The organism is Haemophilus sp. THUN1692, assembly GCF_059704395.1.
The window spans coordinates 1,055,924-1,077,087 of sequence record NZ_AP046579.1 but is presented as its reverse complement, the minus strand read 5'-3'; the positions used below and the strand labels follow the sequence as shown (position 1 = coordinate 1,077,087).

The 21,164-nt window shown below is 38.9% G+C and carries 38 protein-coding genes; 21 read left to right on the top strand and 17 right to left on the bottom strand.

Features of this window, described 5'->3' with window-relative positions; translation table 11 throughout:
* Positions 1-5: 5 nt before the first annotated feature.
* Genes AC6H0A_RS05305 through AC6H0A_RS05285 form a run of 5 tightly spaced genes read right to left on the bottom strand, consistent with a single transcriptional unit; the run spans position 6 to position 2,587 of the window.
* The gene (locus AC6H0A_RS05305; protein ID WP_005641726.1) at positions 6-440 is read right to left on the bottom strand and encodes a single-stranded DNA-binding protein; all 435 of its coding nucleotides are present in this window, start codon (positions 438-440) and stop codon (positions 6-8) included.
* Entirely contained in the window at positions 440-1,090 is a 651-nt protein-coding gene (locus tag AC6H0A_RS05300; protein ID WP_005641724.1) for a hypothetical protein, read from the bottom strand. Before AC6H0A_RS05300 ends, AC6H0A_RS05305 begins: the two co-directional genes overlap by 1 nt.
* Positions 1,065-2,015: a recombinase RecT gene (locus tag AC6H0A_RS05295; RefSeq protein WP_005641722.1), complete on the bottom strand. Its 951-nt coding sequence runs from the start codon at positions 2,013-2,015 to the stop codon at positions 1,065-1,067. The genes AC6H0A_RS05300 and AC6H0A_RS05295 overlap by 26 nt, the downstream gene beginning before the upstream one ends.
* A gap of 12 nt (positions 2,016-2,027) precedes the next feature.
* Positions 2,028-2,321 (bottom strand): hypothetical protein, encoded by a 294-nt coding sequence (locus AC6H0A_RS05290; protein ID WP_179231044.1) that lies wholly within the window; start codon positions 2,319-2,321, stop codon positions 2,028-2,030.
* Positions 2,318-2,587, bottom strand: a complete 270-nt coding sequence (locus AC6H0A_RS05285) for a hypothetical protein (RefSeq protein ID WP_179231045.1) — start codon at positions 2,585-2,587, stop codon at positions 2,318-2,320. Before AC6H0A_RS05285 ends, AC6H0A_RS05290 begins: the two co-directional genes overlap by 4 nt.
* Positions 2,588-2,682: 95 nt before the next feature.
* Between AC6H0A_RS05285 and AC6H0A_RS05280 the strand changes: the two genes are divergently transcribed.
* Positions 2,683-2,877: a hypothetical protein gene (locus tag AC6H0A_RS05280; protein ID WP_179231046.1), complete on the top strand. Its 195-nt coding sequence runs from the start codon at positions 2,683-2,685 to the stop codon at positions 2,875-2,877.
* Here the strand turns inward: AC6H0A_RS05280 and AC6H0A_RS05275 are convergent.
* From AC6H0A_RS05275 to AC6H0A_RS05250, 6 genes are all read right to left on the bottom strand, one after another.
* Complete coding sequence (locus AC6H0A_RS05275; protein WP_179231047.1) at positions 2,825-3,088, bottom strand: hypothetical protein; 264 nt, start codon at positions 3,086-3,088, stop codon at positions 2,825-2,827. The two genes, AC6H0A_RS05280 and AC6H0A_RS05275, sit on opposite strands and share 53 nt — an antisense overlap.
* A gap of 94 nt (positions 3,089-3,182) precedes the next feature.
* Positions 3,183-4,001 (bottom strand): antA/AntB antirepressor family protein, encoded by an 819-nt coding sequence (locus AC6H0A_RS05270; RefSeq protein ID WP_497512539.1) that lies wholly within the window; start codon positions 3,999-4,001, stop codon positions 3,183-3,185.
* 309 nt (positions 4,002-4,310) lie between these two features.
* Positions 4,311-5,117, bottom strand: coding sequence for a hypothetical protein (locus AC6H0A_RS05265; RefSeq protein ID WP_005641711.1), 807 nt, complete (start codon positions 5,115-5,117; stop codon positions 4,311-4,313).
* Between the two features lie 202 nt (positions 5,118-5,319).
* Positions 5,320-6,123, bottom strand: coding sequence for a DUF2303 family protein (locus tag AC6H0A_RS05260; RefSeq protein WP_005641709.1), 804 nt, complete (start codon positions 6,121-6,123; stop codon positions 5,320-5,322).
* A gap of 9 nt (positions 6,124-6,132) precedes the next feature.
* A complete protein-coding gene (locus AC6H0A_RS05255) occupies positions 6,133-6,477 on the bottom strand; it encodes a YfdP family phage-associated protein (protein WP_005643240.1) in 345 nt (114 codons plus the stop codon).
* A gap of 294 nt (positions 6,478-6,771) precedes the next feature.
* Entirely contained in the window at positions 6,772-6,981 is a 210-nt protein-coding gene (locus tag AC6H0A_RS05250) for a hypothetical protein (RefSeq protein ID WP_005643242.1), read from the bottom strand.
* A 13-nt stretch (positions 6,982-6,994) separates the two neighbouring features.
* Here AC6H0A_RS05250 and AC6H0A_RS05245 point away from each other — a divergent pair, with 13 nt between their 5' ends.
* On the top strand, positions 6,995-7,171 hold the full coding sequence (locus AC6H0A_RS05245) for a YegP family protein (RefSeq protein ID WP_005643244.1): 177 nt from the start codon (positions 6,995-6,997) through the stop codon (positions 7,169-7,171).
* Between the two features lie 186 nt (positions 7,172-7,357).
* Here the strand turns inward: AC6H0A_RS05245 and AC6H0A_RS05240 are convergent, their stop codons facing one another.
* Both AC6H0A_RS05240 and AC6H0A_RS05235 read right to left on the bottom strand, forming a co-directional pair.
* Positions 7,358-9,205: an AAA family ATPase gene (locus AC6H0A_RS05240; RefSeq protein WP_005643246.1), complete on the bottom strand. Its 1,848-nt coding sequence runs from the start codon at positions 9,203-9,205 to the stop codon at positions 7,358-7,360.
* Positions 9,206-9,208: 3 nt separating this feature from the next.
* Positions 9,209-9,862 (bottom strand): LexA family protein, encoded by a 654-nt coding sequence (locus AC6H0A_RS05235; RefSeq protein WP_005643248.1) that lies wholly within the window; start codon positions 9,860-9,862, stop codon positions 9,209-9,211.
* 100 nt (positions 9,863-9,962) lie between these two features.
* Between AC6H0A_RS05235 and AC6H0A_RS05230 the strand changes: the two genes are divergently transcribed.
* From AC6H0A_RS05230 to AC6H0A_RS05190, 9 genes are read left to right on the top strand one after another with little or no spacing between them, the layout of a single operon-like run.
* On the top strand, positions 9,963-10,157 hold the full coding sequence (locus tag AC6H0A_RS05230; RefSeq protein WP_005643249.1) for a Cro/CI family transcriptional regulator: 195 nt from the start codon (positions 9,963-9,965) through the stop codon (positions 10,155-10,157).
* Between the two features lie 43 nt (positions 10,158-10,200).
* A complete protein-coding gene (locus AC6H0A_RS05225) occupies positions 10,201-10,644 on the top strand; it encodes a YmfL family putative regulatory protein (RefSeq protein ID WP_005643251.1) in 444 nt (147 codons plus the stop codon).
* Between the two features lie 40 nt (positions 10,645-10,684).
* Complete coding sequence (locus AC6H0A_RS05220) at positions 10,685-11,395, top strand: phage antirepressor KilAC domain-containing protein (protein WP_005643253.1); 711 nt, start codon at positions 10,685-10,687, stop codon at positions 11,393-11,395.
* Complete coding sequence (locus AC6H0A_RS05215; protein ID WP_070047028.1) at positions 11,392-12,150, top strand: helix-turn-helix domain-containing protein; 759 nt, start codon at positions 11,392-11,394, stop codon at positions 12,148-12,150. Before AC6H0A_RS05220 ends, AC6H0A_RS05215 begins: the two co-directional genes overlap by 4 nt.
* Complete coding sequence (locus AC6H0A_RS05210) at positions 12,135-12,770, top strand: replication protein P (protein ID WP_179231058.1); 636 nt, start codon at positions 12,135-12,137, stop codon at positions 12,768-12,770. Before AC6H0A_RS05215 ends, AC6H0A_RS05210 begins: the two co-directional genes overlap by 16 nt.
* A complete protein-coding gene (locus tag AC6H0A_RS05205) occupies positions 12,767-12,991 on the top strand; it encodes a hypothetical protein (protein ID WP_005643258.1) in 225 nt (74 codons plus the stop codon). Before AC6H0A_RS05210 ends, AC6H0A_RS05205 begins: the two co-directional genes overlap by 4 nt.
* Positions 12,988-13,911 (top strand): N-6 DNA methylase, encoded by a 924-nt coding sequence (locus AC6H0A_RS05200; RefSeq protein WP_005643260.1) that lies wholly within the window; start codon positions 12,988-12,990, stop codon positions 13,909-13,911. Before AC6H0A_RS05205 ends, AC6H0A_RS05200 begins: the two co-directional genes overlap by 4 nt.
* A complete protein-coding gene (locus AC6H0A_RS05195; RefSeq protein ID WP_044233278.1) occupies positions 13,911-14,129 on the top strand; it encodes a hypothetical protein in 219 nt (72 codons plus the stop codon). The genes AC6H0A_RS05200 and AC6H0A_RS05195 overlap by 1 nt, the downstream gene beginning before the upstream one ends.
* Positions 14,130-14,183: 54 nt before the next feature.
* Complete coding sequence (locus tag AC6H0A_RS05190) at positions 14,184-14,693, top strand: DUF1367 family protein (protein ID WP_044233275.1); 510 nt, start codon at positions 14,184-14,186, stop codon at positions 14,691-14,693.
* On the opposite strand, the gene AC6H0A_RS05185 is transcribed toward AC6H0A_RS05190, so the two are convergent.
* Positions 14,694-15,122, bottom strand: a complete 429-nt coding sequence (locus AC6H0A_RS05185; protein WP_105899288.1) for a type II toxin-antitoxin system HicB family antitoxin — start codon at positions 15,120-15,122, stop codon at positions 14,694-14,696.
* Between the two features lie 30 nt (positions 15,123-15,152).
* The gene (locus AC6H0A_RS05180; RefSeq protein ID WP_085012525.1) at positions 15,153-15,338 is read right to left on the bottom strand and encodes a type II toxin-antitoxin system HicA family toxin; all 186 of its coding nucleotides are present in this window, start codon (positions 15,336-15,338) and stop codon (positions 15,153-15,155) included.
* A gap of 156 nt (positions 15,339-15,494) precedes the next feature.
* Between AC6H0A_RS05180 and AC6H0A_RS05175 the strand changes: the two genes are divergently transcribed.
* Positions 15,495-16,043 carry a recombination protein NinG gene (locus AC6H0A_RS05175; RefSeq protein WP_005643900.1) on the top strand — a complete coding sequence of 183 codons (549 nt, stop codon included), beginning with the start codon at positions 15,495-15,497 and terminating at the stop codon, positions 16,041-16,043.
* 1 nt (position 16,044) lies between these two features.
* On the top strand, positions 16,045-16,413 hold the full coding sequence (locus AC6H0A_RS05170) for an antiterminator Q family protein (protein ID WP_005643898.1): 369 nt from the start codon (positions 16,045-16,047) through the stop codon (positions 16,411-16,413).
* A gap of 31 nt (positions 16,414-16,444) precedes the next feature.
* Here AC6H0A_RS05170 and AC6H0A_RS05165 read toward each other — a convergent pair whose 3' ends face one another.
* Both AC6H0A_RS05165 and AC6H0A_RS05160 read right to left on the bottom strand, forming a co-directional pair.
* The gene (locus AC6H0A_RS05165) at positions 16,445-16,738 is read right to left on the bottom strand and encodes an addiction module antidote protein (RefSeq protein ID WP_005643896.1); all 294 of its coding nucleotides are present in this window, start codon (positions 16,736-16,738) and stop codon (positions 16,445-16,447) included.
* Complete coding sequence (locus tag AC6H0A_RS05160) at positions 16,735-17,034, bottom strand: type II toxin-antitoxin system RelE/ParE family toxin (protein WP_005643894.1); 300 nt, start codon at positions 17,032-17,034, stop codon at positions 16,735-16,737. Before AC6H0A_RS05160 ends, AC6H0A_RS05165 begins: the two co-directional genes overlap by 4 nt.
* A 374-nt stretch (positions 17,035-17,408) precedes the next feature.
* Between AC6H0A_RS05160 and AC6H0A_RS05155 the strand changes: the two genes are divergently transcribed.
* The 8 genes from AC6H0A_RS05155 to AC6H0A_RS05120 all read left to right on the top strand — a co-directional run bounded on the left by AC6H0A_RS05155 (position 17,409) and on the right by AC6H0A_RS05120 (position 21,163).
* On the top strand, positions 17,409-17,768 hold the full coding sequence (locus AC6H0A_RS05155) for a phage holin, lambda family (protein WP_005643387.1): 360 nt from the start codon (positions 17,409-17,411) through the stop codon (positions 17,766-17,768).
* Complete coding sequence (locus AC6H0A_RS05150; protein ID WP_179231061.1) at positions 17,734-18,336, top strand: glycoside hydrolase family 19 protein; 603 nt, start codon at positions 17,734-17,736, stop codon at positions 18,334-18,336. The genes AC6H0A_RS05155 and AC6H0A_RS05150 overlap by 35 nt, the downstream gene beginning before the upstream one ends.
* A complete protein-coding gene (locus AC6H0A_RS05145) occupies positions 18,329-18,652 on the top strand; it encodes a DUF2570 family protein (protein WP_005643819.1) in 324 nt (107 codons plus the stop codon). Before AC6H0A_RS05150 ends, AC6H0A_RS05145 begins: the two co-directional genes overlap by 8 nt.
* The gene (gene lysC / locus AC6H0A_RS05140) at positions 18,558-18,839 is read left to right on the top strand and encodes an Rz1-like lysis system protein LysC (protein ID WP_167351479.1); all 282 of its coding nucleotides are present in this window, start codon (positions 18,558-18,560) and stop codon (positions 18,837-18,839) included. Before AC6H0A_RS05145 ends, lysC begins: the two co-directional genes overlap by 95 nt.
* A 1-nt stretch (position 18,840) precedes the next feature.
* Complete coding sequence (locus tag AC6H0A_RS05135) at positions 18,841-19,116, top strand: hypothetical protein (RefSeq protein ID WP_005643817.1); 276 nt, start codon at positions 18,841-18,843, stop codon at positions 19,114-19,116.
* Positions 19,103-19,309 carry a hypothetical protein gene (locus AC6H0A_RS05130; RefSeq protein ID WP_044233321.1) on the top strand — a complete coding sequence of 69 codons (207 nt, stop codon included), beginning with the start codon at positions 19,103-19,105 and terminating at the stop codon, positions 19,307-19,309. Before AC6H0A_RS05135 ends, AC6H0A_RS05130 begins: the two co-directional genes overlap by 14 nt.
* 113 nt (positions 19,310-19,422) lie before the next feature.
* Complete coding sequence (locus AC6H0A_RS05125; RefSeq protein WP_005643815.1) at positions 19,423-19,935, top strand: terminase small subunit; 513 nt, start codon at positions 19,423-19,425, stop codon at positions 19,933-19,935.
* Positions 19,928-21,163 (top strand): PBSX family phage terminase large subunit, encoded by a 1,236-nt coding sequence (locus tag AC6H0A_RS05120; protein ID WP_005643813.1) that lies wholly within the window; start codon positions 19,928-19,930, stop codon positions 21,161-21,163. The genes AC6H0A_RS05125 and AC6H0A_RS05120 overlap by 8 nt, the downstream gene beginning before the upstream one ends.
* The last annotated feature ends 1 nt before the right edge of the window (position 21,164 follow it).

Here is a 21,164-nt window from a genome sequence, read left to right as displayed (position 1 = left end):
CCCACTCAAAACGGAATATCGTCATCAAACCCATCTTGTTCTGCTGCTGCGCTTAATGGGTCGGGTTTTTCTTTGTCTTTGGTTGGCTGTTGTGTTTCATTGTTTGCCTTACTGTCTAGCATTTCAAAGGATTGTGTTGCTACTTTAAGTGCGGTGCGGTTATTGCCGTTTTGGTCTTGCCAGCTTTCCTGTACTAGTTTTCCTGTTACACAGATTTTTGAGCCTTTTTGCAGATATTGTCTTGCTACATCAGCAGAATTGCCATGCACCACAATAGGTATCCAATGCGTACGTTTTACTGTATTGCCTTGTCTATCTCGGTAATCATCGGCGATAGCAAGATTAAATGTGGCAATTTGCCCGCCATTTTGGAATTGGCGGATTTCTGGGTCACTGCCTAAATGACCGACTAATATCACGGTGTTGGTATTACGTGCCATTAGCTCATCTCCTGTATGAGTTGTTGATAATATTCTTGAGCAATTTCTACTCGCTCTTTGATTTTCTCTATGATTTTCTCATCACGTTTAATTGTGACGGTGGTGATACGTTTTTCTTGGGGGATTTGCTCAACCAAGTCAATGTATCTGTTTGGGTCGTCATAGCTTGATAATTGGTCATAAGGGGTAGGCAGGAGGACAAAATCAATTTGCGCCTCGTCACAATCCCATAGCCACATATAGCCTTGCATTTGTGCGTCATACCCCGCTTTTTTGGCTTTTTCTTCTGCCTCATCTGCAAAAAAAGGATGCGAGCCAATATCCCAAGAACATTTAGTGTCTATGATTAATCTTCGGCTTGGCACATAAATATCGCACTCGCCTGTAATCCAATCGTTTTCGCGTCTTTCCGTGTTCTTTTTAAGGGGTAAGCCACGTTTACGACCGCTTAACTTAATGGCTTGTTCTTCTAGTGCAATGCCTTTCTCGGTGTATTTATTCCCCTCAAAATCTCGATAACCGAATAAATCAAATTTCACTATCTTTCTCACCGCACTTTTTGCTGTAGCAGATATTCCATTACCGCTTTTAGGCTTTACCATTAAATCAGCCAAGCCAGAGCATCTAGCTTTGAGTTGGTACATTTCCATTCTCAATTGCCTCCAACTCCGCAATCTGCTCTTGACTAAACTCATAAGCCCCACTATCACAAAGTTCTTGTAGGGTGGTTTCGCCGTTCGCAATGCTTTGTTTGCATTGCTCAAATGTGGCTTCATCAACAACCGCTAAAAATTCCGCCTCTTGAATATTGTCGGTGTAGTTGAACTCTTGATTTTCTACATCTTTCACAACGGCTTGGTCGGCTAATACGGCTTGTTGCATTTCAACAGAGAGTGGGGCTTGTTTTGACAATAAGCGTTTTATGACAGTTTTAAGCGCCATAGCTTCAAAGTTTTCTGCCCATACAGATTGTGGCCATTGTCCTTTGGCTTTTTTATCAAGATAAGTGCGGTAGGTTTGACTGTATTTTTTCGCATGTGCATTGATTTCTTCATGCTTCATGTAAAGTTCAGCAGAAAACTCGTTCATCAATTTAAAATAAGCGTAGTAACCAATCGGCAATTCACCTTCTTCTGGCTCTTTCTCCCAGTCGAACTCAAAACCATTGATGAAATCTTTTTTGATAAGTTGCTTTTTGTACACAGGCAATGCGACTAAGCGTTTAAATTGCCCGCTACGTTGTGCCAATTGGATAAAACCTTTATAACCAATTTGGAATTGTGCTTCGGTTTTCTTTTCTTTGTTGTTTCTGAAAGGGACGATGTAGGCAAAGCCTAAGCCATTTTGTAGTGGCAAATTTAGTGTCGCCGCCATACAAGCCGCGTTAAAAATGCTCATTGGATCGGCAGTTTTAAGCATTGAATTGCTGTTGGCGATTTGCATGACACTTGTTGTAAAGGTTGCCGCATTTTTGCCAACAAGTTCCTTAATCTTATTTTGCACATTCGCACTTTTAAAAAATGTTTTAAGCGCAGGTGGCTGTTTATTTTGTTGATGTTGGACTTGGTTTGTCATCTCGCCCCTCCATTAATCTGGGTTATAATCATTCATTCTTGCGTTCAATTCACGCTCAGCGATTTTCTTAATCGCCTCTTGTCTATAAGGCTCATAACTTGCACCGCTACCAATGGCAAGCCAGAAATTATCGTTATCGCACAGCATTTCTGTGAGTTCGTGATAATGCGTTTGGTCGCCTTGTTTTAAATCGTTGTCGATTTCCGTGGCGACTTCATCTAAGGCGATTTCATAACCTGCTTGCCAATCCACTTTACGTTGGTGTGCAGCATCGAGTTGATAGTAGTAATCAGCGTAAGGTTTCATTGTTTTGCTCCTAAAGTGCGGTTAATTTCTGTTTGTTTTTGTTCTGTATAAACCAACGCTTCTTGTTTAGCTGGTTCGGTTAGATTTTGTTGATATTGCCCATATTCAGCAATCCACTGCACTCTCGCTTTTTCTCGTTCGAGTGGGGTAGGCTCACTTGCAAAACAATAGGAGATTCCGCCAATTAAAAAAGCAAGAACAAGGGCGATGACTGTTTTACAAAGAAAGGGGATGGCTTCGGCCAATACATCAGTAAATTTTTGCATTTTTTTGATTCCTCTTAATCTGTGCGGGTTGTTTTACCACGTCCGCACCCGTGGTATATTGGCGCTTCCACACAACCAATATAGGAGATTAAAAAATGGATTATCGTGAAATTAACTTTTCGCAAGCTGCGCAAATTGCCGCAATTTTGTTACGTAATGATGTTGAGATTTACTCTGATGATGGTACGCATATTTCAGAAAATCGTAATGAAGCGCACACTATCGCAGAACGTATTTTTATGCTGGCGGATTTAATTCTTGAGAAGAATGAGGATTATTCGAAACGTTAGTTATTGCTTGTTTCATCATCTCTTTACGCACTGCACTGCGCAGCGCTTTTCTTCCTTCGTCAAAAGGTTCTAAAAATGGTGCGATTGTCCTTAAAAAGAAATCATTAATACCGCTAGGGGTCACTGATTTGCAATTAAACTCAATTTTTTCATTGAAGTTCATCGGTGTATCATTAACTTTTACAGATAATGTAAGGGTGAATCTTGTCACTTTTGATTCCTTTTTAGTCAATTTAGTGAATTTAGGGTGTAGCAATCCGCCGCACGGATTTCTTTGGAAAAGTGCGGTCGGATTTTGTGGTGTTTTACGCGTTAAAAGATATTTTTTTAATTTGCGTTAGTGATGGATTTTCTATTTGTTGTGCGAGCAGTTTTTCGCCCTCGTGTAAAAAATAAGAAAATTCACTAAGTAGGCTGTTTGCACGACTGGTAAGCTCGTTGCTTCGGTAATGGCGAGCTATGCCGAGTAAAGCAAATTGTTTTTCTTGATAGCAAATAATTTTCTCTGCCAGTTTTTGAGCCAGTTTTGCATGTTTCATAATGGCATCAAAAATATATTCAGGGATGATAACTTCTTCGCCTTTTTTAAATAAACCATCAAGATTTAGGGTAAGAAAGTGAATGTATTTAATAGCTTGAGAAAGTTGTTCCTGAGAAAGTTCATCAATGTGTTCGACGCCAAATTGTTGATGAACCAGTTGATAAACTTCAGAATAGATGAGTCCTTTTTTATTCACTAAGAAGCTGATGGCGTTACGTAAGCCAGCGCGGTCATCAACGGTGGTTTTTTGTTGCGGTTGTTGCAAGGCTTTTAATGTTCTTTCGCAACGGATGAAGTATTGGCGGATTTGTCTGCCTCGTTCGTTTCTTTCGACCATGCCGAGTTCTTTGCCCATATCGAGGGTGATGTGATATTCCTTGCGTGGGCGTCCGTTGGTGCGTTCGGTGATGACGAGGTAGTCTTCATCTTGGATGAAACCATATTCGTTGATGCGGTCTTTGATCCAATCTGCGTATTTATTTTTAATTTCTAAGAAAGCGTGAAGTTCACGAGCGTTGCAAAGTTGAACAGGTTGATTTTGGATTAAGCCGTTAAAAACAGGGATTAAGTTTGAATTTGTCATTGTGTGATTCTCTTAAGTAAGTTTTAAAACTCATCACGAACCACTGCGAATAGTTGGTGATGAACTGAACAAGGTTCGCAGTACCGTACTTAAGAGAAAACGGCGGATCTTTCGATCCCCTCATTCAGCTCATCATTGGACTTTTTCGGAAATTTCCGAAAAAGGTAGATTTGCTGTTTTACGGCTACAAAAAAAGACGCTTGAGCGTCTGTCTTTCCACCGCTCTTAAGTAATTCAGAAACTGCGACATTCCCGACTTTCTGTTGAAAGTGAGAATATCCTAAATGATTGGGCGGTGGGTGTCAATAGCTAATTCTTGGCGATAGCTTGGTCAATGCGTTTTCCTACACCCTCAATAATAGTTTCAAGTGGTGTGCTTTGAAGTTCTTTATCAAATACAGATGTCGGATTTTTGCCAAGGTTATCAATGGCGATTTGTAATAGCTGTTGTTGCAATTCTGGATCTTGTTCTTGGATTTGTTTTTTATAACCTTCAAATGCCATTGCAGCAGAATATTTGTAGGCGTAATCTTCGCGCATTCTGAATAAATAGGCACGCTCTTTTGCTTTAATCCATGCGACAATCAAGAGCGGTAAAGAGATTATTGCTTTAGCGACAAATTGCCCCCATAAGAATAGGTTTTCAGCGTTAAAGCTAGTGTAAAATCCCCAGTAGGAAATGCCAGCGGTGGCAAGCAAGGAACCAATTAAGAAGCCATCAGCCCATTTCATTTTGCGGTTAATGTCATCAGATTGGGTTTTGAATGATCCTGCCATACTGGCACGGTTGGCATCGTCAATAATATCTTGGATGTCTTGTTTTTGTTTTTTGAATAGGGCTATCATTTCTTCGATCTCCTGTTTGTAGCGTTCGAGTTTTGGCTTATCTATTTCAGACTGTTGCGATAACAGTTCAATTGATTTAGAGCGATCTGCACCGAGCTTATGCCATTTAATCAAATCATCAGTGATTGAATCGGCTTGTTTGTGCCATTGTTCAATTTCTTCCGCTTGTTTTTTGTTGCGTTGGTAAAGTTCGTTGGCAAGTTTGAGTTTTTCTAATTCCGACTCTGTTTCTTGTTTGAGTTCGAGTAGTTCCGCCTTGGTGGTTCGCATAGTATTTCCTTGAATTTTGGGTACAAAAAAAGCCGTTTGAGACGGCTTGGATGTGGGGTATCTTAATCCGAAGTGGGGGCGGTGTCAAATGTTTAAAAAAAGACCGCACTTTTCAGGCGGTCAGTGGAGTAGTGCAATCAGTCTTTGCTGATTTTGTCTAGATAGGGTGCCTTTCTTTATGCTTGCAAGGCTCAAGCTTAGTTTAGATTTGCATTGTGCCAACACTGACTGAAATGCTTGTTTCTTTTAAAGCAAGCGTGAGCTTATCCGCAAATTCTTGCGCAATAGATTCTTGGATTTGTTCTGCTTTAATCAAACGAGCTACTAGCATTGGCTTATCACCACCCGTAAGGATTGATAAGCGAAGCGTAAATGCTTGGCTATCTAAGCCCTTGTATGTGTGCGTGTTAAACACAAAATATTTCGGTAGTTGTAACTTGCTTTTCGCTTCTACACTTTCCATCGCTGAACGTGATGCAGCAAACTCCCCAACTTCGTGTTCTTCATTTCTAGCATAATCTAAAGTAATTTTACGCACCGCTTGAATTGCTGAAGTGAATGACATTAATTCATCATCCTCACTGTAAGCAGTGATGAAATCGCGCCAATCTTCAAGCCATTCAGAAAATTCACGCTGATCACATTTTTTACCTTGGAAATCACATAGTGCTTTAAATGCCGACGTTTTTTCCATATTTAAAAGTGCGCGATGATTGGCGTGAAGCGGTTGTTTGAGAGAGCCAATATCAAAGACAATTTCTGCACCAAGATTTTTTTCATCAATAAAACATTGAGCATTTTCTTGCTGATACTGTGCGGCATAAGCAGTAAAACTATCAAAGTTATATGTTGAAAATACGGCACGAAATTGATTGCGGAATTGATTTTGTGATTCCAATGAATGGATTTTCATATCACTTGGCAGGATAGCGATTGGATAATCGCTTTTTCCTACGTGAACACTAGATAAAACAAGTTCTTTAAGTTGTTGTAAATTTTCGTTCATTTAAAGCTCCTATGCTGCTTTTACAATTTTTAAAGTGCCATTTGGTGTTGGCTCTGGTTTTTCAGGCGTTGCATAAAGTGCACCACCTTTATGTACGTACATTGGTGTCGCAGTAGTATCCTCTTCGGAAGATTTCCCGCGTTTTGTAGGTTTGATATAGCTTAGCTTGTGTTGAATTTGAACAGATGGATTATCGCTATCCATTCTCTTTAATGTAAACTCAACCTTCACTGTGCCTTGCTTGTCATTATTTAAAACACCTAATGCAACCTCTGAAAGAGCTGTGGCGAGTTTATTTTCAAAGATCCCAGCGTCAAGCTCTTCAAGAAACTCGTGTACGTTTGTTTTTGCCATTTTTATTTCTCCTATTTAAATAAGTGTTGTAGTGGTTTTGCCATTTCAAAACACACTTCATCTATCATTCGCAACGGTTTCACATGCCGTTGTGTCTCTGTACTAGCAAATGTGTTTTGAAATGTGATATTGCGTTTAGCTTTTCCCACCGACTGGCTTCGTTTGTCATTACCGCAATATCTCACACTCATTGGTGCAGGGCTTTTAATCTGCAACTGGCGATTTTCACAAATGGCATTTCACGAGTGTGTTTTTTTATCCAAATTGTCTAAAATTGTGATGATAGTCACTTACTTAACGAATATTTTTAGTTATTATTGCAATCAACCTTGCTATTTTTGAAAGCGGATTTTCTGGAATTTGTATTTCACATTTTAATTCGCCGTCATATATTGCTTGGGACATTGCCTTTATTTTTTCTTTGGCTTCTTCCGGGTTATTTGCGTAAACATCGCATGCCCATTTGGCGCCTTGGAAGTAATAATGGAATAAATACTTTTTCATTGAGGAACCCCTTATGAAATTTGAAACTTATGTGGACTCTCGCATTGAATGGCGATGGCGTCTAAAAGCGGATAACGGTAAAATCATTGCAGATAGCGGGGAAGGCTATAAAAACTACACTGATTGCTTACACGCTATTGATTTGGTTAAATCTACAAATCAATCAACTCAGGTTGAAATCCTCACTTAACCATAAAGCTCCGAAAGGGGCTTTTTTCATCACAATTTTTAAAGAGCATCGAGATTGTGTATCTCGTTTTGATGACATTGATTTTAAGTTATCTTAAACTAATAAGCAACAAAAATTTAAGATTTTTTATTATTTCATTTAAGTGAACTTAATTACATGGACAAAAAGCCACTTTGTGGCTTTGATTTATGCGTATTTTTGAGTGTATTGAAGTGCGGTTTGGAGAGAATTCAGAAAGGATGTCACATATTGTGGATTATTTTGCAGCCAGTTTTCGTATAGTGACTTATTTTTGATAAGATGCTGGATTTCTGGAGATTGATACCATTTCTTAAATAGCTTTCTAAGCGGAGGCTTTTCTTTTACTACATCGGATTCTCTATATTCATTAATGACTTGAACTAAATCAAATTTTTCCCCTGTATCAATATCTAATCTCATTGTGATATCTAATGAAGTCTGCAATGAGATGATCGTTGATTTGGGTATTTCATTCATTTCCCAAAACGAATCTTCTTCATCTTTATTTAGTAAGTACTCGAATAGTAACTGATCGGGGGGGAGTTCTGTTGGCAAGCATACTACATTTGTATTGTTGATGAGATCTTCATCTGTGCGATTATCTCCATCAAGAATAATAAGTGATTTTTTCGTAAACTCTGGAATATTATATTTGATAAATTGTTTGTAGTTTTTACATCCTATATATATTTCGTCAAGTATATTAAGTTGTTTTTTAATGGTACTATCATTACATAATTTATGTAAAAAATCTCTTGCCTCTTGATCTTCGGTATAAACATTTATGCCTTTTGGCGATGAAAGATATTCATCTGGAATGCAGTCTTTTATATCCGCTTTCATTTTATCTATATCTGAAAGCAGTTTTATTCTTCCATACGCATTTGTTAGATAATGAACCTTGAAATTATTTTCTTGCTCTTTCCTTTTACTTGATTTGTAAAGTCGCTCCATTATCTCAATGGAATGAGATGTAATAATTACCTGTAATTGCAGTTCTTTCGAGTACTTTTCTAGTAAGTTAAGTAGTCTAATTTGTACCGCGCAGAAAAGAGCTGAATCTAGTTCATCAATTAAAATAATCCCCCCTTTATAATTATCTCCCATGTCCTGTTTTAATTTCTTAAACGAGTAAATTGCTTGCAATATCTGGCCAATGTTATCTTCTCCCACTGATACCGATTGATGATCATAACTGTCAGAATGAGCGACAATAGAATTTACTATACCCAAGGTTGTAGTTACTTGAGAAGATCTTTTGGCAAGTATATTGTTATTATCTTTCAAAAAATCTTTGATGTTGTCCTGAATAAATTTTTCATTTTCTTTTTCTTCATATTTTCTTTCTGAAATAGGAAACATTCTTTTCAATCCAAGATAAATTACTGGGTGAGTTACCGCTCTGTCAGTATCTTGGTTATTTCTAAGTCTAGAACGTGGGACCAGCTGCCCATTTTTATTCGTCTCTTGAGTTAGGCGTAACTGTAATTTATCTAGATAAAGCTGATTAATTGCATCATAGACTTCAATGTTAATATCCATTGTGCCTGTAAGATCATACTTTTCAGATAATCTAAAATGTTCCGTTGCATAGGATATAAACTTTTTCCCTGTTAATGTTTTATAGGGAATATTTAAGAATTTTCCTTGATCATCTACTTGAGAGTAATCTTTATTAAAAGAAAAACATTGTGCAATAATCCCTAGTATTGTGGATTTACAAGTTCCATTTCTGCCAGCGATTAATGTAATGTTATCCGCAATAGATAAGTCAATTTCCTTTAGCCCGCGAAATGATTTTATATATATTCTTTTTATCTTAGTGAGCGTTTTATCTTTTATCTCTTTAGGGATTATTATTTCTTCTTGAATTGGTGGGGCATATTCATTTATTTCATTCAATAATATTTTAGGAATTTTTCGTTTCTTTATAACTTTTATCGTTGAATCTTTTCTTTGTCTATTAGAAGTTAAACTCAATGTTTTCATTTTTTCAATCATCCCCTTACCCATAACTTATCTCTTTCTTCTGTAAATTCGATGCTCCACCATCGTTCCTATAATTGATATTTGTTGCTTTAAGCTAGACATTTTAGGGTAATCTGAATTTAAAGGAATTAATTCAAATTGAGTTCGACCATATTCATCTATTTCTAGGGGGCGATATTTTTTAAAGGTTGCTTCATAATCTCCATTAACTGCAACGACAAATTCTCCTGCAACAGGTTGCACCTGTGGATCAATAATAATGACATCTTCCTCTTTAAATTCAGGCTCCATAGAATCCCCAATTATAGAAAGCGCAAAAGCATTTTCAGAAACATCAAGATCTGTAAAGACATAATTAAAATCACCACAACTTTCTTTAAGATATGATATTCCAGACCATTTTCCTGCTTGAACATAGCTAATTAAGGGGATTTTACTTCCACCAATGCTTGCTGGTAATACATTTGACTGCCCATTACCACGCAATAACCAGCTAATATCACATTGCAATACGGTTGATAAGTCTAAGATATTTTCAGAATTTGGCTTTGTGGTATCTGATTCCCATTGGGATATTGCCACATTTGAGACACCTTTAATTGCATTAGCTAACTCTTTTTGTGTCAGTTTTAACTCTGTTCTTCTACGCTTAATGCGCTCTCCAATTGTTTCATTGTTCATTAATTACTCCTTGTTTATTAAGCAATCTTAACCTTTATTGCATTAAAATTCCTTTAATGATAAGATTTAAAGTAATCTTAAATTACATTTAAGGAATCTTATGTTTAAAGATGATGTTATTAAATTCTTTGGCAACTCTAGAAAACTTGCCAGAGTTTTGAATATTAGTCCAGCCGCTATTTCCCAATGGGGAAAGGTAATCCCTGAAAAAAATGCATATAAATTGCAATACTTAACTAAGGGTAAGTTAAAAGTCGATTCGGATCTTTATTCAAAAGACTTGAAAAAAGTCTAAATCTTCCACGAAAAAAGAAAACCATAAAAACAAGGCAAAAATTATGGCAATGAAGAAAGTCATTATGGAAATGATTGAGAAGATACCTGGCGGCAAAAGTGCGGTTGCAGGGTTTCTCGGATTTTCAGAGGCTGAGCTGAATAACCGCTTGTATCACACAAAAGGTCAACGTTTTAAAAACGAAGAATTGATCGCATTGCAGCTTGAGTATGGCTGTACTGATTTTATCGAGGAGCTTTGCCGAAGTGCTGGTGGCCATTTTGTACCGGCACCAGTAGCGAGCGAATTGGACTCGGTAGAAATCTCAACCTTGCAACTGCGTGAACTGTCCGCGCGTGGATTGTTGTTTGAGGCGTTAGAAAAAGCGCTGGCAGACGGTGAAATCACAAGCGATGAAGAAGACACGATCCGCAAATTATTAAACAAGCATTTAGCAACAACACAACACTCAATCGAGTGCGTGATCTCGCTAAATAAACGGCAATAAAAAACCACGGCGGCAACCGTGGTTCAACTATGGAGATTTTATGCAAAATCAAATACAGCTTTATGATACACAAATTCGCCAAGATGAACAAGGGCGGTTTTGCTTAAATGATTTACATCGTGCAAGTGGTGGAAATCCGATTCATGCACCGAGTCAATTCTTACGATTAAAAGGCACAAAAGACTTTGTTCAAGTATTGGATAGCCACAATGCAAATATGCATTCTGCTTTAGAAATCATCAACGGCGGAATGAATCAAGGTTGCTATGCAAACGAGAAAATCGTTTACAAATATGCAGCCTGGATTAGCCCTGAATTTGAAGTAAAAGTTTATGAAACTTTTGATAAGGCGGTGAAAGGTGAGTTAAACCAAAAACCAACCGCACTTATTCCGCAATCTTTTTCTGAGGCGTTGATGTTAGCCGCTCAGTTACAAGCAGAAAAAGAGCGTAATGCGCCTAAAGTCGCTTTTGTTGATCACTATGTGGAAGTAGGGACGAGTAAATCATTTCGTGAGACGGCGAAGATTTTAAAAATGCCTGAGCGCGCATTAGTCAATCGCTTGGTGGAAGATAAATATTTGTATCGTCAATCGGGCGTGCTTTTGCCTTATCAATCAGCGCACACCAAAGATCTTTTTACGGTTAAAACAGGTACTGCCGAACACGGTCACAATTACACTCAGACACGTGTAACAAGCAAAGGCATTGAATTTATTGCGTCACGTTATGCTTCGGAGTTGATGCTATGAGTATGCGATTAATGGTTCAAGCAATGAATTGTAAAGTTGGTAATCCTGCTAGAAAACTTGTGCTTTTAAAACTCGCTGATAATGCCAATGATGATGGAATTTGTTTCCCAAGTTATCAATACATTGCCGATAAATGCGAGATGACCCGACGTAGTGCAATCAATCACATTGAATATTTAATCAAAATGGGATTAGTAAGCAAAAAAGAACGTAAAAATAAAGATGGTTCCATCTCAAATTTATACTTTTTACACCTTGAACAAGGTAGTGAAAATTTTGCACTGGGTAGTGAAAATATTTCACTAGGTAGTGAAAATTTTGCACCAGGGGGTAGTGAAAATATTTCACCCAGAACCAGTCACTCTTTAGAACCAGTCAATGAACCTAAAAAAACTACGCAAAAAAGCGAATCCGAAATTTTGCTTGAGCGGTTTGGCATAACAGAACAACTGGCGAAAGATTTTATCGCACACCGCAAAGCCAAAAAGGGCGTAATTAATCAAACACAGCTAAACCGTCTGCAAAAACAGGCGGACAAGGCTGGGATTTCGATTTGTGAAGCGGTGGAAATTTGCATCGAACGCAACTGGCAGGGATTTAACGCATCGTGGGATTGGCGTGATGAGAAACTGCGACCAAATTTACCGCACTTAGGGCAATCACACCCCAACAAACCCAAATTTGACGATACGCAGACAGGCTGGTCTGCAGGAATGAATTTCACAGTGGACGGTACGCAATGGCAAATTCCATAACAGAAAACCAAATTAACACGCTCCCGCGAGAACGAGCACAGCGTGCGGAAGAGACGATTAACTGGCTCTTTAACGAGCTTAAATCAATTTTTCCTGGTTGGCGTGCAGCCTTTGAAACCGAAGCGGATTATCTCTCTGCTAAAAAAACTTGGTTGCGTGTGTTGGCACGAGAAAAAATTACGAGACCTCAGTTGGAGAACGGGATTTGTGAAGCGGAAAAATCGCTTGATAAATTTTTACCTAGCGTAGGGTTGTTTGTTTATTGGTGCAAAGCCTACGACTATCACGCACTGGGTTTACCGAACGAAGTGGAATTATACCAACGTTATAACACTTTCTTAGGCTATGCCCGATTCAATCGGAATGAATTTCAATATCGTTCAAAAGTGGAATTTTGGTTGCTTAAAAATCTGTACGAAAAGTGCAAGAAAAAATCGGAAGAGGACACGTTGAAAGCTATTCCGAAATTACTCACAGAAGCGGCAGAAAAAGTGCGGTCGAATTTTCCTTTTGAGGATATTCCAAAGATGATTCCAGTAAAACCAAGTTTTTACGATAAAGCGAAAGCTGATAAGGCGCGCGATAGCTTGATGGCAACGATGAAAGGGGCGTTGCAATGACAAGCTACAAATGCCCGAAGTGCGGTGCGGAATTAGAGGATTTTTATACGCCAGATTATTTTATATCGAGTAGCGAATGGGATGACGATCGTTTTCGCTGTAACGGTAACTTAATTGAGCCGATACCGTTTCCGCAGGTAAGTAAATACAGCGCAGTAAATCGAACAAAATCTTGCGGTTATTTTGGGTTAGAAGATTTAGGTGTGGAGTATAAAAAATGAGTTTTGAAGAACATAATAATCGCAAGAAAGCGAATAAGTTTGCTGAGTACATCACGGGGGAATCTTTGCGTCGATATTTGGCTGGGAAAGTCGAGAAATACTTAGGTAAAAATCCAAGTGTTTTTGATGGTGCAGCAGGCAGCGGACAGCTTGAGCAATTTATTCAACCAAGTAAGTTTATTGCAGTAGAAATTCAATCGGAATCATGCGCAGCATTAGCCAATAATTATCCAGATGCTGAGATTCATAATACGAGTTTTTTCTTGTATCAAAGTGAGCCAAAAAGTGATTGTGTAGTGATGAATCCACCATTCTCACTTAAATTTAAAGAACTTGCCGAAGAAGAAAAAGCGGCTATTCAAGCGGATTTTCCGTGGAAAAAATCAGGTGTGCTTGATGATGTTTTTATGCTGAAAGGATTAGCCAATGCGTATCGTTTTGGGTTTTTCATTATGTTTCCAGGTATTGCCTATCGAAACACCGAAAAAACACTCCGTGAAGTTATTGGGAATCAATTAGTCGAGTTGAATTTGATTCAAAACGCTTTTGAAGATACGCCTATTTCGGTGCTTTTCTTGGTGGTTGATAAAACTAAGTCGAACAACAAGACATACCGTGAGTTGTATGACTGTGCCACGAATAAAATAATTAACGCTGATGAATGGCTAATTGATTCTGATAAATGGGACACGATATCGCCACCCGAACCACCGAAAGAAAAAATCGATCCAATGAAATTAGAGTTGATGTCGCAAGCTCAATTAAAAGAGCAAGTGAGAACTCAAGTTCAATTTAGCCGTTTGGTATTTGATTTAGAAGGCTGGCCACGTGAAGAATTTGAAAAATTCTGCGATGAAGTCTGTGCATTGATTCAGGAAGAGAAAAAATCAAATCGATTTTTATTTGGCTGGGGCAAATGATGAAAGATTTTTATATTCACCGTAGCGCGTATCACGACGGATCAACAAAAGGCTTTCGCCACGGTATTAAACATAAACGGCACGATTGCTTTCGTGGAGATGTGCGGGTGCTGCAACGTGTTAATGGTGAAATGGTGCAGATTTCTCGCGTGCGAAAACGCTTTAAAACCTATGAAGATGCGTATGCGTGGGCACGTGGTGTGGAGTATCGGGAATGATTATTCCAATGATGAAAAAGGTTGGTGGGTATATCCGCATGGAGAAATAGGTTAATGGCTTGTAGTGTTGATGATATTAAAAAGGCGCACGGGAAACGAACTGAAGGGCGATTAAAAATTCAGGTGATTAAGTTACAAGGCGGTGTGCTTGCACCACTTGATGAGCTGGAATCAGAAGAATTGAAATCATTAAAAAATGGCGAGCAGTATGAAATTGAAATCATCCGTACACGTAATCCCGCTTTTCATCGTAAGGTATTCGCTTTTTTTAAGTTCTGTTTTAACCATTGGGCTGCAGATAAAACAGAATGGGAACATTTTGATGAACGCAAGCAATTTGACACCTTTCGCAAGCATCTAACGGTATTGGCGGGGTTTTACGAATCTACATATAACATTAAAGGGGATTTGCGGATTGAGGCGCAATCCTTGAGTTATGGAAACATGGAGCAAGCGGAGTTTGAAAGCTGTTACAAGGCGTTAATTAGTGCAGCAATCAAGCATATTTTTAACGATACAACCGATGAAAATACGTTAAATCAGTTGTATGCGTTTTTTGGGTAATTATTGCCGTAGCTCTTTTTGCGAAGCAACTGCTAAAAAGTGGCTGCGGTCTTTGTAAATGGGGTTGCTTGCGACACGGCTATCAATGCGTTTGATAAGGTATTCAGGCAAGCTGATATTAATACGGTGGCGTTTGCCTTGATATGCGGAAATATCTACATCAAGTAACAACCAAGTATCGCAATAGTTGAAATCTTCTTGCGTTTGGTAGTGACGATAGCCTTTGTCTTGAAGTTCGTTGATATCTAAGCCGTCTTCAAACATCATTTCTAAGATGGAATGAATGGCATCAGTTACCTGCGTTGGGATTTCTTCAAGGGTATCAGCGGCACTAAAGCAGGAATATTCTTCAGTAAATAATGCTGGCACAGTAATGCCGTAGGCTTCATTTTCGTTTGTTGGGGTTTCAATGCCGATGGTAAATAACATAGTCGCTCCTTATGGGTTAGCTCGGCAGAGCTATAGAAGCCCTGCCGATTTTTTAATGGATCTTAATGTGCCGATGGGTACGTGTTGTTTTGGGTGTGGTACGGGGAACGTCTTCCCTGTGATGGGCGATTGCCAGATTTGATGATCGCCTTTACCGTGCCTGACAAAAGTACAACCTGCATTTTTAAGTTCCTTGATTAAGTCGCTGGATCGCATGCTTCCTCCTTGTCGTCTTAATCACGATAAATTATACACAAACATACACACAAAGTAAAGGGTGAAAATGAAATTAAATGATGACGAGATTCTAGAGTTAAAAATCGTGCTTTGGATTGTGGCAGTTTGGTTAATTTTTAATATGGTGTTTGGCTAATGGCGAAAGAGTATAAATGCAAGGTCTGCGGCAAAGCGTTTATAAAAACCTTTAGCTCAACACAGAAAGTGTGCTCGCCTGAATGTGCGATTAAATTAGCACGAGATAATGTGCAAAAAGCACAAGAACGAGCAGAAAAGAAAAAGCAAAGGGAACGTAAGGCTAAATTAAAAAGTCGTTCAGAATGGCTAAAAGAGGCGCAATCAGTATTTAATAAATTTATCCGTTTAAGGGATAAAGACCAGCCTTGTATCAGTTGCGGTCGGTATCATCAAGGACAATATCACGCTGGGCATTATCGGAGTGTGGGAGCATGCCCTGAATTAAGATTTTGCGAGCTCAACGTACATAAACAATGCGCACCCTGTAATGACCATAAGAGCGGAAACATCATCGAATATCGAATAAATCTCGTCAATAAAATCGGTGCGGATAAGGTGGCTTGGTTAGAACGCCAAGACCACGAGCAAAAGAAATACACCATTGAAGATTGCAAGGCGATTATTAAGTATTACAAGGCAAAAATTAAAGAGCTGGAAGGAGAGTAGAATGTCGTATAGCGTTGAGAGAGTGTTGGAAAAGTGGGGTAATTGCTGGGGTAGAGACAGAATTGGCACAGAATACCCAAGCACCACAATTTCTATTCCTGTTTTACCTACCGTGCGCAAGGCTCACATTCGATTCTTAACGGATGACGAATGCTTGAAAATTGAGGAGCAGATAATGAATCTTCACGAGGATAGTTTGCTGCAATACCAAATCTTAATGGCACTATACGTTCAACAAGCGAAAGAGCGAGATATTTGTACCGCACTTCATATTTCCCCTGCGCATATGTATCGTGAGCGTGCTAGGGGTGTAAGATTCCTAAAAGGTGCATTTACTGGGGCGAAGATTAAATTTATGTTTTTGGGGTAGGGAAGTGCGGTCGATTTTGACCGCATTTCTTTTAGGCGAATCGAGATTGTTGCACTTGGAATTGTAAATTTAGGGCTTTCATTACTTTCATTACAGTAGCAAAAGTAGGATTACCAGTGCCAGATAAGGCTTTATAGAGACCTTCTCGGCTTATCCCTGCATCACGAGCGATTTGGCTCATGTTACGCGCACGAGCTATGTCGCCAAGGGCGGATAAGATAAGCTCAATATTGTCTTCTTGTAGAATTTCATTAAGGTAAAGTTGAATTTCTTCTTCAGAAGTGAGGTGTTCTGCCACATCAAAGTCTTTTAATTGTTCAGTCATAATCCTAGCTCCTGTGTGAGAAGTTTTGCTTGTTTAATATCTTTTTCTTGTGTGGATTTATCTCCGCCACAAAGTAAAATCACTAATACGCCATTCTGGTTTTTAAGATAAATTCGATAACCTTGACCTTCATCAATCCGTAATTCAAAAATCCCATCATTCACGCTTTTGATGTCACCAAAATTGCCGAACTGTAAGCGTTTAATTCGAGCGTTTATTTTTGCTTTGGCACGTAAGTTTTTTAGTTTACTTAGCCACGAATCAAATGTAAGAGTAGTTTTGATTTGGATTGTCATTGTTAATCCTTATCGATTGCTTTGACGTTATTTTAGATAATTCCCATAGGGTGTCAAGTACAGTTCACAATAAAATATAATTTTCATGCTTTACATTCTCCAAATTTTCCTCTACTTTTTTATAAAAACACTTGATTACTTGCAAGTGAAAGTGTACTATATTCGGTAGGTTACGGTTTTAGCGCATAGCAAACGCAAGAAAGAATTTTACAGCCCTGATCGGAAACGGTCGGGGCTTTTTGTTTACAGTAATAGCTCCTTACCTTGTTAGACTTTATTGCGCGAGAAATCGCACGGGGTAAGGCCATCTATCACAAGCTCACGTTAATACGTGGGCTTTTTTTATTGCCTAAAAAACAGGTGGGAGAAAATATATGCCAATTAAAGAGCCTGATGTGTGGGCGTTAATATGGTCTTGGTTGCAAACAAATCTTAGTTCTAGCTCAGCACAGAGTGCTTTTTGGGCGTTATTTATTTCTCTTTTAAGATTTGGGTTTATGCGTAAAAAGCCAGCTATTCGTTATGTTTTAATTGATGCGGCTATGTGTGCATCTATTGCTGGCGTAGCAGTGCCTATCTGCACTCATATTTTTGGGCATAGCGAATATTCCTCATTTCTTGGCACGATGATTGGTTTTATTGGTACTGAGAAAATTCGCGAATTCTTATTTAAATTCATTAATCGGAGAATTGAAAAAGATGACAATGATGATTTCCGAAGTGACATTCAATAAAATTTTTCCGCACGCAGTTAAAGGTGTTTATCAAGCTATTTCAGCACAGATAGAAAAAGCAGGTTGTGTAACTAAGATGCAGCAAGCGATGTTTCTAGCGCAATGTGGACACGAAAGTGGCGGATTTACAAAATTTAAAGAAAATCTAAATTATTCTTGGCTTGGGCTTTCTAAAACTTTTCGTAAATATTTCCCAGACTCACTTGCAGCGAAGAAATATGAGCGTAAGCCTGAACTTATTGCTAATCGTGTTTATGCTAATCGTTTAGGTAATGGCGATGAGAAAAGTGGAGATGGCTGGAAGTATCGTGGTCGTGGACTGATTCAGATTACAGGTAAGGATAATTATGCCGCATTTAGAAAATGGTTAGGTAGAGACATTGAGCCAGAAGATGTGGCAAGCAATTTAGATTTATCTGTTAAAACTGCTATTTGGTATTGGCAATGCTGTGAATTGGCTGAACTTAATTCTGTAGAGAAAGTCACGCGAAGAATTAATGGTGGGCTAAACGGCATTGATGAGCGTTGCAAGCTCTATCGCACATTAATGGTAACTGATAATGACTAAGTACATTTACATAGCGTTAGGGACTGTTGTAGTGGTTTTGTTTGGTGTATTGCGTTACCAATCAAGTGTTATAGATGAGTTGAACATAACCACAAAGCAACAAGCTCAGACCATTCAGCAGCAATCAGAATCAATCATCCAATTAAAAGCTGATATTGCTGAGAATCAACGTATCACGTTAGAGCTTTCTAAAGCTGAAAACGCATCAAGAGAGGAACAAAATGAAGTCCTTAATTCTATCCCGAAAGCTGAAAAGCAAAGTAGTGTATTTAATACCGCTGCTCCTAACAGTCTTATTAACTTCCTGCGCAAGTAACCCGCAAGTTGTACATTGCCCTGTGTTACCCGTGGCTTATATAGCTCACTTAGACAAAACTTCTTTTAATGGTCGTACTTATGGCGATGTGACACAGTATGCGGTAATCCTAAAGCGTGAGCGTGATATGTGCCTACATCGGATTGACAAAATCCGCGAATGGCAGAAAGAAGAATTGAGCAAATAACATGTTACTACCTAAATCAAAAAAGAAATTGTTAAACGAGGGATACACTCACTACGGCAAGTTGTGGGGTATCCCTATTTATATTGGCAATATAGATAGCGAAGCGCCAATAATTCAGACTGCGAATTTTATCCCTCAGTGGGTTTTAAATATTGCTGATGAGATTTGCTTTTTTATGCTTAGTATTAAGTATAGAGATGACCCGTATTATAATCCCGCTTACCCTATATATGTGGGTAAGCCTATTACTTTAGGTGGTAAAGATGGAATTGAATAAAGGTGATGTAGTTAAGCTGCGTAATGGTCAACTATGCGATGTGGTGTATGAAACACAGTTTGGTAAGTGGTTGCTGGTTGAGCGTACGCATACGGAAGAACCACCATTCACACACTGGCATAATGCCGACGGTAGTTTTTACGCTGATGACGTTAGCTCGTTAGATGTGGTTGAAGTGGTTAATGTTAAATAATCTCATATTGAGAATATAGTTTAATAATTTATAAGGTGAGCAGTACTCACCTTATTTATTTGTAGCATATATATTACATTATTTATAGCAAAATAGAAAATAAAAGGTTTTACATGAAGCGAGACGTGAAAGGTAAAACCACGTCAAACGTCGTGGTTAAATCAAAGATGACAGATAAACAGAAACGATTTGTCGAAGAATACTTAATTGACTTAAATGCAACGCAAGCAGCAATTAGAGCTGGGTATAGTAAAGAAACTGCTCGCCAAATCGCAACTGAAAACCTTTCAAAACCTGTCATACAAGAAGCTATAGCGGAAGCCCAAAACAAGCGCACAACCCGCACACAAATCACCCAAGACGAAGTGATTCGTCGCTTAATTGAAAATGTAGATATTTCAATGGGCAAGAAAGCAACGGTTATCACCATTCCAAGCAAAAGCGAAAATGGTGAAGTGGTGGGCAATGATGTAGCACAGTTTGTGTATGAACCTTCTGCGGCAAATAAAGCGTTGGAGTTACTTGGTAAACATTTGGGTATCTTCAAAGACGGTGTCGATATTACTTCAGGAGGCAAACCATTACAGCCAACTATTATCGAACTTGTCGGGGTAAGCAGTGAGTAAAGTGCAGCTTTCTATTCCTGCCAAATTGATTGATGTATTCAAAGGTGAATGCCGTTATCGCGGTGCTTATGGTGGACGTGGCTCTGCCAAAACACGCACCTTTGCTTTAATGACGGCTGTTTGGGCGTATAAGCGAGATATGGCAGGCGATAGCGGTGTGATTTTATGCGCCCGTGAGTTTATGAACTCATTGGAGGAATCTTCACTTGAAGAGGTAAAACAGGCGATTCGCTCAACAGAATGGCTGTTGCCACATTTTATTATTGGTGAGAAATTTATTAAAACCAGAAGCGGTCGGATTTCTTACGTTTTTGCAGGATTAAGGCATAACCTTGATAGCATTAAATCCAAAGCCCGTATTTTGCTGGCGTGGGTAGAAGAAGCGGAAACCGTCAGCGAAATGGCGTGGCAGAAATTAGAGCCAACGGTGCGTGAGCATCAATCTGAAATTTGGGTAACGTGGAACCCTGAAAAACGAGGTTCGGCAACTGATGAGCGATTTCGACAGCATAAGCCTGAAAACAGTAAGATTGTGGAAATGAACTACCACGACAATCCGTGGTTTCCTGCTGAGCTTGAGCAAACACGTCTGGCGGACAAACAACGTCTCGATGATGCTACTTATCGTTGGATTTGGCAAGGTGATTATCTCGAACAATCTGAAGCACAGATATTCCGCGATAAGTTCAAAGAACTGATGTTTACACCGCAATCTGATTTCAACGGTCCGTATTACGGATTAGACTTTGGTTTTGCGAACGACCCGACTGCTGCGGTGAAATGCTGGGTGTTCAACAATGATTTATATATTGAATATGAAGCGGGCAAAGTGCGGTTAGAGTTGGACGAAACGGCAGAATTTATCACACAACGTATTCCTGAATTTGCTCAACATAAAGTGCGGGCTGATTCAGCTCGACCAGAGTCGATTAGTTACCTTAGACGACACGGTGTGCCGCAAATTGAAGGCGTGAAAAAATGGCAAGGCTCGGTTGAAGATGGTATTGAGCATATCAAGTCTTACAACAAGGTGTACATTCACCCGCGTTGCAAAGAGACGCTCAATGAATTTCGCTTATACAGCTACAAAATAGACCGTTTGTCAGGTGATGTGTTACCACAGATTATCGATGCAAATAACCATTACATTGATGCATTGCGGTATGCCTTAACGCCTTTGATTAAGAAACGAGGCGATTTTAAACAAACCAGCCTCAAACTCTATTAAG